Below are 12,073 nucleotides of genomic sequence, written 5' to 3' on the forward strand. Positions count from 1 at the left end.
CGTCTGGGCGTGCACCTCGAAGCGGCCCGCCATCGCCCGCATTTCGTGCGGGTCAGTCATAAAACGTGTTGCCATGTGGCTGTCTCCTTATTAAGTGAGTACTCAGATACTTGCGGTGGTTACGACGATGGCCGGACCGGTCACGCGCTGGCGAACCGCCGAGCCGAATGCAAAAGGATGATCCCCCCTTCCCGTCAGCCGGCGGCCACCGGTTGCTCTAACGCGGTGAGACGGACGTCAAACCCGAACTCCGGCGTTTGAGTTGTCCGGCCGTCAGCCCCCGAGATCATCGGTAGCTGGGCGGTCAGGTGGGATTCCACGTCGAAGACGTCCTGTCCCAGACCCTCAACCGCCAACCGACTAGCCCGTGGCAGCTGCGTTGATTGCCTCGGTCGCAGCGTACGAGCCAGAACTTGTCGACAGCGTGTTCACGAACGCCTCGTGAATGGCGGCGGCCTGCGCGCTAACCGCCTGGTACATCTGCGCGTGGGCCGCGAACTGCGCCGCCGTCAGCGCCGACACCTCGTCGGCAGCGGCGGGCACCACCCCAGTCGTGGGGGCGGCGGCGGCCGCGTTCTGAGCGCTCAGCGTTGAGCCAATGGCCTGCAAGTTTCCGGCCGCCGCGGCCAGAGCCTCGGGCTGTGTGGTCACGAACGACATACTTGGTTCCCTCCTAGTTCAATCCCCGACTCTGCAGAGAGTAGATGACCGCGACCCCTGAAGCAGTTTCGGAAGCCGCCTGTTTGCAACTGTTCACTTGACGGTACGGCGAATTCATTTTTGGTAACGCCACAGTAACAGCGTCTGACCTGGATCGCAGCACCTTGCAGTCGCGTCACAGCAAACTGTGACAGTCCAGGCAGGCAAAGTTGCTGGTGGGCGTTTCCCAGCCCCTGTGGCACCGCGGCTCCCGATAAGATCTCGTTGCTCGCAAACTCCTTCCGCACGGTCGGCGACCGCCCACAGCATCCTCGATGACCAGGCCTCTCCGAAAGGGTTTTGAGTCCCTTGAGCAGGGGCACTAGGTCCTCTCGGCCGGGATGGTCGCGGCGCCGCGCGGCACCACGAGGCGTGACTGCGTCCACGTCCATTCCTCGCCCGCGCCGGCTGCGCGTGGTCACCGTGGGCGATCAGCCGGCGAAGGGGGGTCGGGCCATGACGGTGGGGCGGAATCCGTATCGGGGTCCGGCGCCGGCGTGGGTGCCGGAGCCCATACCGGCCAGGGGCATGCCGCCGAGCAGGTTGCCCGGTCCCCCGGGGCCTTCGGGGGCGGCGCTGATGGCGCTGACCGGGATGGCGGTGTGGCCCATGGCCGGCACGGCCGGGCCGCCGGTCCAGGCCACCGGCACCGACAACTTGCCCCCGATGGAGGCCGCGCCGCCGATGGCCGCGGCTGGGTGCACCGCACCGGCACCGCCGCCGAGCAGACCGCCGAGTCCGCCCAGGCCGGGCAGCGCCTTGGCGGCCGCGGGAGCCGCGCCACCGATCAACCCCACCGTCTTGGAGATCTGGGTGAACGTGTTGGCCATACCGGTACTGAAGTAGGGCAGACCCTCGGTGTTATAGAACAAGCCGGCGAACGGGCTGTAGCCGTTGACAAGTGTCCCCAGGTTGGAAGGCAAGACGGTTTGGCCGGTCAACAGGAACCACAGCTCGCTTAGCGGGTCGGTCGACTGTTGCGCGGCCTGAGTCACCTGCGGGGCGGCGGTCGTCGTGGCGGTGGTGGCGGCTTTTTGCACGGTGTTGGCCGTGTTGCCCGCGGTGGTGTTGGCCGTCGCGTTGGCCAACGTGCTGGCCTGGGTGGTCGTGCCCGCGTCGTTGGTGACCTTGGGCGCGGCCTGAAACTGCGTGATGCCCTTGGTCGCCGCCGTGGACTGCGCCGAGTAGGCGGCCATCGCGCCGGCATCCTGGGCCCAGAACTCGCCGTACTGGGCCTCCAACTGCGCGATCGCCCCGGTGTTCTGCCCGATCACATTGGTGGCCTGCAACTGCTGCACCAGCGCCCGGTTGGCCGCGATCACCGGCGGAGGCACCACCGCCGAAAACGCCTGCTCATAAGCCGCCGCCGCCGAGCTGGCCTGCACGGCCGCCTGCTCGGCCTGCGCCGCCGTAGTGGCCAGCCACTCCGCATACGGCGTCGCCGCGGCCGCCATCGCCGCCGAAGCCGTGCCCGCCCACTCCTCACTGGCCAGCTGGGTCACCACGTTCTGATAACTCAACGCCGCCGACTGCAACTCCGCAGCAATCGCATTCCACGCCGACGCCGCGGTCATCAACGACCCCGACCCCGGACCGGCATAAATCCGCGCCGAATTAACCTCCGGCGGAAGCGCCCCAAAATCAAACACGAATTACCCCTTACCGCGTCGCAGCTGCATGAATGACGTCGAGTAGTGAAAGACGATAGAGCGCATCCGGCCGGCCCCCGGCCGTGCCGACCGGCTGACGTCAGAGCTGGCCGGGCGCGGGCGCATCGCCCGCGGCTGCTGCGCCCCGGTGGTCCAGAGCTGACCACGCGCTGGGCGTCCGGCCGTTTGTCCGCCATGAGGTGGGAAAACAGTCTCCCGGTGATCGCCCTCGCGCGTCACCGGGCCGTAGCCGGGGGGCCGCGCCGTCGTCGCTACCGGGCTCAGCCGCAACCGGCTCTCCATAAAATCCCGACGCGGATAAAACGAATGAGTTGTGTTCATATCCGCTGCTATCCGGCCGAGGGTGGGCGGGTTAGGACGCTGTAGCGGAAGCCGTATTTGTGGGAGTAGCCCGCGGCTGCCCCGGCGCGTCGGCCCATCACGCCGGTGGGCATGCCGCGCAGCAGGGCGTTGCCCGGCGGGCTCGCCGTCGCCCCGGCGGTCTGGACGGGAAGGGCCTCGGCCTCGTTGGCCGGGCTGACCGCCGAAGTCAGCGTGGCCCACTGCTGGGGCACCGACAAACCCCCGACCTGGGTGGCCTGCCCGGCACCGGCCGAGACAACGTTGCTGCTCAGGCTGCCCAGGTTGCCCAGACCCAACTGGGCGAACTGCGGCGTCGGATACCACGCACCACCGGCACCGGCCGTGCTACCACCAGGACCCGACACCAACTGCTGAGCAAGCTGCGACCAAAACGCCGGGATACCGTTCGAGAAATAGGCAAGACCGGTGGTCTGCTTGAGCAGCACCGTGTACAAGGTCGGGTTGAGCCCCAGATAGTTGTTGGTCGGCGTGGGCAACCCAGTCTGCAGACCCTGAATCGCATTGGTCAGCCAGGTGAACGGGCCCGGCTGGGTCGTGGCCGCGGCCGTCACCTGCTGGGTCGGCGCCGCGGCCGTCACCAACTGCGTAGTCGCCAATTGCGAGGTGCTCGAGGCCACCGTCTGGGCGGTGTTACCCGCGGGCTGCTGAGCGGCCTGGGTCAGCGCCAACGCCTGATCGGCCACCCCATCAGGGGTGGTGGTATTCGGCGGAGCCGCAAACGGCGCCAACTCCGAAGCCGTCGCCGAAGCCGCCGCATAGCCATACATCGCCGCCGCGTCTTGGGCCCACATCTCCATGTACTGGGCCTCGGTCGCCATGATCGCCGGGGTGTTCTGCCCAAAGAAATTCGTCGCGATCAACGTCGCCAACAACACCCGATTAGCCGCAATCACCGGCGGAGGCACCGTCATCGCAAACGCCGCCTCAAACGCCGCCGCCGCCGCCCGACCCTGACTGGCCGTATCCTCGGCCAACCCCGCCACCGCACCCAACCAACTCACATACGGCACCACCGCCGACACCATCGACGACGCCGCCGGACCCACCCACGGCCCCGACGTCAACTCCGAAACCACCGAGCTATACCCACTAGCCGCCGCAGCCACCTCAGCAGCAATCTCATCCCACGCCGCCGCCGCCGCCATCAACGGCCCCGAACCCGGACCCGCATACATCCGACCGGAATTAACCTCCGGCGGTAACGCCCCGAAGTCAAACACCTGTTCTCCTCAGTTGGCCGCGATCGCTGGCGATCGCGGCAGTCGCATCGGATCAGTGGTGGCCGTGGTCACGGCTTCGTAAGCAATTGCCACCCGTAGGTCGCTGACGCCCGGAATCACCGACTCAGACCTCACGGTCTGCCACCCCAGTCGGCGGGCTGGCCGGCGCATCCGCCCGTCCCTTGTCCGGCGTCCAAATGTGGTCTCGTACCACGCTTCTCGGACACCCGGGTCAGGAACAACGTGCACCTTTAGCCTCGATTGATCCCCTGCTGTCAGCAACCGAGCGACAGTCCACGGTCTTGCCGAACTGTCGCTCGTCAATGAGATTAGTTCGTTATCGTGGGCACGCCGATACGCGACGCCAACTGTTCATTCCAGGCCAGCCACTGTTCACTCCCAGTCGGCTGCCGTTCATTTCTGCGAACTGATTGTTCATCCGCGGTTTGCTTTCAACGCGGTTCGGACGTCAGTCCTCTTCGAGAATCAATGCCATTTCCGGGCAGGAAGCCACACCGTCGCGAGTCAGCTGCTCGTCCTCGGGCCGCACCTCGTGCTCTTCGAGGATCGAGTAGCCAGAGTCGTCTATCGGGAACAGATTCGGATCAACGGCGTAGCACTGGGCGTGACCCACGCATTTGGATTGTTCGAGACGAACCCTCATCAGGTTTCCTCCCTACCCGGCTCCGTGAAGCAATCCAAACGGAGATCGCTCGCTGCAGTGTAGAAGATTCTCCCGGAGCGGGACCGGCCGCCGTAAACGGACCAGCGGTCGGATTCGTGTCCCTTTGCGACACATGCGATATTGGGGTTCAGCGAAAATCGGTGCCGACGACGTCCCCACCGCAGCGGTTGCCGAGATCAGACAGATAAGCGGAGAGCCCATGAGCACTCCTGGCCAAGGCCAGCAAGCCACGTTCCACCTACCGCGGCTCGATTTCGAGAAATTGCCCATGGCCTTGGACCGGGGCGTCGGGTGGAAAACGCTGCGGGATGCCGGGCCGGTGGTGTTCATGAACGGCCACTACTACATCACGCGCCGTGAGGACGTGCTGGCCGCGCTACGCGATCCCAAGGTGTTCTCGTCGACGATCCTTCAGCCCCCCGGGCACCCATTGCCGGTGCTGCCCCTGGCTTTTGACCCGCCGCAACACACGCGTTACCGGAAGGTGCTGCAGCCCTTCTTCAGCCCCCTCGGTCTGAGCAAATCGCGGCCGGTGCTGGAGCGGCACGCCGCCGAAATGATCGCTGCCCTTGCCGCCCAGGGCACGTGCGAAGTGATGGCCGACTTCGCACACCTGTACCCCTTTCAGGTCTTCATGGACCTCTATGGCCTGCCGATCCAAGATCGCGATCGCCTGATCGATTGGAAGGACGCCGTCGTCAACGACAAGCCCTACATCACCCAGGCTGACATCGAGAAGAGTGAGCTGCTGCTGGCGTATCTGGCCGATGCGATCCAGCAACGCCGGCAGAACCCAGGACCCGACATGCTGTCGCAAATCATGAACAGCGACGGTGATTTCAGCGATCTGGAACTGCTGGGCATGAGCCACCTGCTGGTTCTGGCCGGTCTGGACACGGTGACGGCGGCGATCGGATTCTGCCTGTTCGAGCTGGCGCGCCGACCACAGCTGCGCGAGTTGCTGCGCGACAACCCAAGGCAGACCCGGGTTTTCGTCGAAGAGATCGTCCGGCTGGAACCTTCTGCACCGGTGGCACCCCGGATCACCACCGAATTCGTCAACATTGGCGGGATGACGTTGCCCCCTGGGACGTCGGTGCGGTTGTGCATGGCCGCGGTCAACCGTGACGACAGCGATGCCACGTCGGTCAACGAATTGGTGATGGACGGAAAGATCCACCGGCACTGGGGGTTTGGGGGCGGCCCGCACCGCTGCCTGGGGTCTCACCTGGCGCGGATCGAACTGACCGTGATCGTCGGGGAATGGCTCAAACAGATTCCCGACTTCGACGTTCCCGCGGACTACGTCCCCGCGATCAATTACCCGTCAAAAAGCTTCGCACTCAAAGAGTTACCGCTGCGCTGGGGCTGATCCTGCCAACCCCAACGCAGCGGCATTCCGTCTTACTTGCGCAACTCCGTCGCCGCGACCTGTACGAACACGCCGGTGTCCTCGGCCATCAGCAGGCCTCGACCGCGGGGCAGCGGGCCACCCTTCATCTTTCCGCGGATGAATCCCTCGTCCGGGTCGGCGTCCATCACCAGCAACGGCGCATTCGCCTGGGCCAGGGCCCGCAGCATCGGGTCGCTGCCCGCCGAAGACCAGCCACCGAAGGTGCGCGTCACCAGCACGTGCAAGCCGACGTCGGCGGCCCGGGTCACCCACGGCGCCGCCTTGTGCAGCGGCGAATCGAATCCGGCCGGCAGCTGCTGGATGTCGTCGACGATCAGGAAGATCTCCGGGCCGCTCCACCACGACCGCGCCAGCAACTCTTCCGCGGAGAGGCCGGGCGGCGGTTCGCGTCCGGCCAGGACGGCTGCCAGCTCGCCCATCATCGCCTGGACGCCGTCGAGGTTGTACGCGAACTTCTCGACGTAGTCCGGGCCCAGTGTGGTCAGCAGCTGACGTCGTGGGTCCACCAGCCACACCTGTGCCGACGGCTGGCCGGCCGGTGGCGGAGGTGCGCTGCTGGCTCCCGGCGCGTACAGGCGGCCGATTTCGCTCATGATGGTCGCCAGCGTGGTGGTACGCCCACATTCGCGTCGACCCGTGACCATCAGGTGCGCATTCTCGGCGAAGTTGAGGTAAACCGGCGACAAATCCAATTCGGAGATGGCCCAGGCGATTCCGCCCGCGCCGACCCCTTGTCGGGTGTCCCGCGCGGCCAGCTCGCGCAGCTGCTCCACGTCGAACCGAGCGGGGAGCCGGCGCACCGGTGGGGCCTGGCCGCTGGTGAGACGACTGACCGCGTCGATGACGCTGTCGGATTCGAAGACATAGCCCGCTGTGGTGGCGAGTGCGGGCCGGGCAACCAACGTGTGCAGACCCGCCTGCGGGTCGGAGTCCAGTCGGACGTAGTTGACCGCGACCATGCCGCGGCCCGGCTTGACCGGAACGTCCTTGGCGAAGCGGGACCGCACCAGCTTGGCGTCCTCCACGGCCGCCAGCCGCAATTCGACCCGGGAGCCGAAGCCACTGCGCACCGGGGGCCGCAGCTCGGATTCGCGGTCCGCGGTGACGATCACGTGGACCCCGAACGAGGGGCCCTGGTTGATGATCAGGTTCACCTGCTCGATCAGCACCTCGTTCTCTTCGGCCAGCGCCCGATAGTTGTCGACCACCAGGTAGACGTCGCCGAACCCGTCGTTGGGGACGGGGCCGGGCTCGCCGCCGAACTTGCGGCGCCGGAACACCTCCATCGAGGCGATCCCGTACTCGAGGAAGGTGCTCTTCCGCTGCCGCACCAGCGCCAGCAGCTCGGCCACCGTCCGGCGCACGCCGTAGGGATCGGTCGGGCCGGCCACCTCACCCACGTGCGGCAGCCGGGCGACGGTGGTCAGCGCGGTGCTGCTGTAGGCCAGGCAGTAGAACTGGACCTGCTCGGGGGTGTGGGTCAGCGCGGCCGAGCAGATCAGGGTCTGCAGGGCCGTGGTCTTACCCGAACCGCCGGCGCCCAGGATCAGGACGTTGGCGCCCGGACCCGAGGTGTCGACCGTCCACGGCGGCTGGTCGTGCTTGAACGGACGGTCGATGATCCCGATCGGGAAGACCAGGTCGCGGGCCGTGCCGTAATCCTCCTGCCACGGGTGGCCGAGGAACCGGTTGACCAATTCGTCGATGGGGATCGGCTGGTTGAGCGGCGGTTGCCACAGCCGGTACGGCTCGAAGTCGATCTTGCGCAGCTGATCGATGATGACCGTGCCGACCTTCGGAACCCGGATGCCCTCGACGTCGTCGTCATCGCGCGCCGTGCCGTCGGCTTCCAGCGTCTCGCCATTCGTGATGGCGGCCGGCGTGAGCTCCGGTCCGCCCACGCTCACCTCGAGCGGGGTGAACGAGTTGGTAAACAGTTGCGGGCGAACGTAATCGATGCTGTGCACCAACGCAGGCGCTTCCTCACCGTCGTCGGTGAGCCCGCGGGGGAAGTAGTCCCGCCACAGGAACTCGGCCTGGAAGCGGACGATGTCTTCCAGGCTGCGCCGGAAGTAGCCCAGACCCGCCTGCGCCGGCAGGTTCACGGCGTTCGGCACACCGGCCGCCTGCGCCGCACCGGCGGTGCGCGCCTTCAGCACCAGCCGGTAACCCATGTTCTCCATGAGCTTTTCGGCGCGGCTTTCAATGGTCTGCGACGCCATCATCAGGTGGATCCAGTAGGCGCGGCCCTGCCGGCCGATCGAGTCGAGCACGTCGACCGCGGTCGGCATGATGCGGAACCATTCGTAGAACTCGTCGATGACCACCACGAGCATCGGCAGCGGCGCCATGTCCTGGCCGCGTGCGCGCATCCTGAGGCGGACCGAGTTGTACTCCTTGGCGTCGTCGACACCGGCGCTGTCGCAGATCGCCTTGCGCCGGGCGATCTCACCCCACAGGGCGTCGAGGAAGCGCTCCATGAGCGCCTGGTCCTCTTCCAGGTCGGTGATGATCCGCGACACGTGCGGTACGCCGGCGAACGGCTTGACCGCCGACCCACCCTTGAGGTCGGCCAACACGAACTGCAGCTCTTCCGGCGGGTGGCTGAGCATCAGCGACTCGATCACGGTTCGCACCAGCGTCGATTTACCGGAACCCGTCGTACCGGACATGACGCCGTGCGGGCCGTCACCGCCCTCGTCCAGCGACTTCATGTCCAAGAACAGCAACTCGCCGTTGTCCGAACGAACACCGAACGGTGCCCGCAACCGCGATCGGCCCATCGAGTCGTTACGGCTGCCCCACAGCGACTCGAAGTCGATGCGGCCCGGATCGTCGATTCCGTAGTAGGCCATGATGTCCCGGGCGCCGATGTGGGCCACCCGCTGACCGATCTCTTCGTACGCCTCGGCGAGCCGCCAGCGAGCCACCGCCTGGGCGAATTCCTCCGCCTCCGCGATGCTGATGTGGTCGGTCAGCGCGAAGAACCACGGCTTCTCGTCGATCACCATCCAGGTGTCGCGGTCGCGGGGCAGCGCCTCGATCACACCCTTGTCGTCGAACCGCAGGCTGCGCTCGGGGACCGCCGTCCACATCGAGGAGCCGGTCAGGTCGAAGAACGTCACCCCGTCGACGCCTTCGGAGCTGATCACGTACTCCCACTGGGGGTCGACGACGTCGGCGACGATCACCGTGTGGGGCGTCGGAGTCTGCGCCGACGAACTCGCGTGCCGCGGCGTGAAAGAGCCACGGCCGGCGAATAATTCGGCCTGCTCGGCGGCGAACTCGCGTACCGAGCTGTAGACCATCCGCGCGTTCCCCGCGGCGTCCTGACGTCGCGAGTCACCGAAGTGCGGAAGCCACTTCACCCAGTCCCACTCGTCGAGATCCGAGGTGACGACGACCATCTGAACGTGATCCGGGCCGTGCGAGAACGCCAGCTGGCAGATGATCGCCCGCATCAGTCCCAGGACCTGCTCCCGCTCCCCGTCGAGCGAGTACCAGGGTTCGACGAGCAGCGAGATCATCTTGGGCAGGTTGTAGACGACGCTTTGGTAGCGCCCGAATTCCTGCAGCGCCTTCCCCGTCACCGGCTCCAGCTCGATGTCGGTCGGCATGTTCTGGGGCTCACCCCAGGTCACCTCGGGACGCGTCATGCCGACGCCGACCCGCACCACCCCGAAGTTGAGGTCCTTGCCGTCGGGCTTGCGTTCCCACATCCGCGACGATCCCACCGCGGCGGACAGCGTGGTGGGCGCCGGGTGGAACCACCGGTAGTTGGCGTCCATGCTGTCCGCCGACTCGTGGGCGGTCTCGCGCAGCATGTCGAGCATCAGCATGAACTGGGCGCGCATCGCGTCCAGCTTGGGCCGGCTCATCTGCTGCTGACCGCCGAACCGGCCGCCGAACATCATCATCGCGACACCACCGATCATGAAGATCGGGAAGATCGACCCGGCGCCGCCGAACACGTGCGACCCGCTGGCGAAGGTCATGGCGACCATGCCGATCAGCAGGCCGACCACCACGACGCCGACCACGATCAGCCACCAGGGCTTGCCCTCCGGCGGCGGAATGCTCAGGGGTGTCGGAAGGACGATGTTCTCCGGCTTGATGACCGGAGGCTTCTCCGGTGTCGGCCGAGCAAACCCGCGTTTCACTTAGGTACCGCCAATTCTGCTGGGGACATGTCCATCGGTAGGGTGTCGTGCTCCACGAGGGCGTCCGCCCGCGAGAGGGTGGGGCCTTGTGGGAGCAGCCGCAGCGCCACCCACGGCGCCAGGCTCGGTTTCGTCTTCAGGCCCAACGCCTCCCGCACGTCCCGGGTGTCGTCAACCCCGAACCGGGCGCCCGCGTCCGTCAGCCACCACAGCGACTCCGTCGTCTTGGCGCCGGGGTCGTTGCCGGTGACGGCCACGAAGTTCCCGTAGTCGGGACCGAAGAAGACCTGGTCGGCTTCGCGACCCGTGGTGTCGGCCTTGACCAGCGACACCACTTTGTTCTCGTCCTTGGCCGCAACCGGAATGGTCGCGCCGGACACGACCTGGATGCGGGCCCGGTTCTCGCCGGACGTCTTCTGCCACCACCAGCAGGTCGACGGATTCTCGCGGATGTCCGCCACGTTGAGCGGGGCGTCCGGGTAGGAGGACAGGTCCAGCTTGTTGACCACGGGCATCTTGGCCAGCGCGGACGGTTCCACGGTCACCGGCTTGGTGTTGCCGGGCCCGGCGTTCTGCAGGATCTGCGCCACCAACGGGGGAAGCGTCTGCACACCGTCAGCCAGCACCAGCGAATACTGTTGCGGCCCACTGATTTGCGGCGTGACGATCACCGTGCCGATCGGGCCGGGCGCGTTTGGGAACGACGCGCCGGAGCCCGCGTTCTGCACCTGCGGCACGGTCAGTTCGGGGCCCACCGGCAACGCGTCGAACAGGGCGCGGCTCATGGGCTTGGCCTGGCCCACCTGCTCGGGCGTCAGACCAAGCGGCAGCAGCACCGAACGGTTCGTCGCGTCGATGCGCGACCGGCGTCCCTCGCGGATCACCCACGCGTCCCCCCCGTAGCTCAGCACCACGGCGTCCGACCCGTTCAGCACGTGCCGGTGGTTGCTGAGGTCCGGGTTCCCGTCGATGACGGTCACCGTCACCCCGGACGGCGCGCTGACCCCGCTCGAGGTGCCGACGGTGTCGCACACCAGCCACGACGACGTGGTCGGAGCCGAGGGGTGGAAGTTCGACGGCGCACCCGGGATGCCCACCATTGGGCCGCGCGGCAGCGTGGCGATCTGGTTGGACTTGACCAGGTGCGGGTTGTCCGGGCGGCCGGTGATCAGCCGCGCAGACGCCAGGTTCAGCGCGGGGTACAGCTTGTCGCCCACGCGGACATAAAGCGCGCCGGAGTCACGGTCGGCAATGATCGGCGAATCACCGACCTGGCCCGCCGGGCTGAGGAACGAGTAGAGCAGCGCGCCCAGGCAGATCACCAGCGCCGCCGACACCGAGGCCACCACGGCCAGAGTCTGGCGCCGCCCTGGCTCGACCTCCATGCGGACGCGCCACCGGGTGAGCGCCATTGCGGTGCGGCGAGCGAGGAACTGGTAGCCGGTCACCTGCGTCCGCGTCGACAACCCGAGGCCATACCCCGACCCGCGTTGCCCGCGACTCTCTTCCGCCACTTTGATTCACCATCCGGTCTGCTAGAACGCCTGGATATTGTTCCTGAAAATATCCGCGGCGCGAATTACATCGATAACGGTAAGTCACCCGTAGCGACCTCGCCACGCGACGACGTGCGTTCACATCTACATCACTTTGCGTACATCTATGCGGACGTCCCCGCCTCGCCGCGCCGGCCGACGCGGACAACGCGCCAAGCGCCGTTGAACAGGCACTTTCGAGTTCCCCCGCCGATTCCCGCCCGGACACTCATGTCTCCTCAGGGCATCGTAATGGCGAATGGCCGGCTCGTCCTGTCGAGCGTGTGCCGTCCAGTGAACGCAAGAGCGGCGCAATGGGCGGCGGCG

The 12,073-nt window shown here is 66.7% G+C and carries 7 protein-coding genes and 1 pseudogene; 1 reads left to right on the plus strand and 7 read right to left on the minus strand.

Translation table 11 applies throughout. The annotated features are described in order from the left end of the window. The 5 genes and pseudogenes from A5773_RS25595 to A5773_RS12080 all read right to left on the minus strand — a co-directional run. Positions 1-75: pseudogene (locus A5773_RS25595) on the minus strand (WXG100 family type VII secretion target); the annotation flags it as partial. Positions 76-360: 285 nt separating this feature from the next. Next, a complete protein-coding gene (locus A5773_RS12065) occupies positions 361-660 on the minus strand; it encodes a PE family protein (RefSeq protein ID WP_066957025.1) in 300 nt (99 codons plus the stop codon). 470 nt (positions 661-1,130) lie between these two features. After that, positions 1,131-2,348, minus strand: a complete 1,218-nt coding sequence (locus A5773_RS12070) for a PPE family protein (protein WP_067791059.1) — start codon at positions 2,346-2,348, stop codon at positions 1,131-1,133. 350 nt (positions 2,349-2,698) lie between these two features. Next, positions 2,699-3,952 (minus strand): PPE family protein, encoded by a 1,254-nt coding sequence (locus A5773_RS12075; protein WP_066953621.1) that lies wholly within the window; start codon positions 3,950-3,952, stop codon positions 2,699-2,701. Positions 3,953-4,421: 469 nt separating this feature from the next. After that, positions 4,422-4,616 carry a ferredoxin gene (locus A5773_RS12080; protein WP_066953924.1) on the minus strand — a complete coding sequence of 65 codons (195 nt, stop codon included), beginning with the start codon at positions 4,614-4,616 and terminating at the stop codon, positions 4,422-4,424. A gap of 220 nt (positions 4,617-4,836) precedes the next feature. On the opposite strand from A5773_RS12080, the gene A5773_RS12085 reads away from it, so the two are divergent. Further along, positions 4,837-6,009 carry a cytochrome P450 gene (locus A5773_RS12085; RefSeq protein ID WP_066953921.1) on the plus strand — a complete coding sequence of 391 codons (1,173 nt, stop codon included), beginning with the start codon at positions 4,837-4,839 and terminating at the stop codon, positions 6,007-6,009. Positions 6,010-6,041: 32 nt separating this feature from the next. Here A5773_RS12085 and eccCa read toward each other — a convergent pair whose 3' ends face one another. Beyond that, positions 6,042-10,211 carry a type VII secretion protein EccCa gene (eccCa, locus tag A5773_RS12090; protein WP_067791060.1) on the minus strand — a complete coding sequence of 1,390 codons (4,170 nt, stop codon included), beginning with the start codon at positions 10,209-10,211 and terminating at the stop codon, positions 6,042-6,044. Continuing rightward, positions 10,208-11,725 carry a type VII secretion protein EccB gene (gene eccB, locus A5773_RS12095; protein WP_066953915.1) on the minus strand — a complete coding sequence of 506 codons (1,518 nt, stop codon included), beginning with the start codon at positions 11,723-11,725 and terminating at the stop codon, positions 10,208-10,210. The genes eccCa and eccB overlap by 4 nt, the downstream gene beginning before the upstream one ends. Positions 11,726-12,073 lie beyond the last annotated feature (348 nt).

The organism is Mycobacterium sp. 852014-52450_SCH5900713, assembly GCF_001667075.1.
In the GTDB taxonomy this organism is placed as follows: Bacteria; Actinomycetota; Actinomycetes; order Mycobacteriales; family Mycobacteriaceae; genus Mycobacterium.

What these genes read in the sequence shown, in the direction of transcription:
- A5773_RS12085 (WP_066953921.1), top strand. Translation starts at nt 4,837, where the DNA reads ATGAGCACTCCTGGCCAAGGCCAGCAAGCCACGTTCCACCTACCGCGG.
- A5773_RS12065 (WP_066957025.1), bottom strand. Translation starts at nt 660, where the DNA reads ATGTCGTTCGTGACCACACAGCCCGAGGCTCTGGCCGCGGCGGCCGGA.
- A5773_RS12080 (WP_066953924.1), bottom strand. Translation starts at nt 4,616, where the DNA reads ATGAGGGTTCGTCTCGAACAATCCAAATGCGTGGGTCACGCCCAGTGC.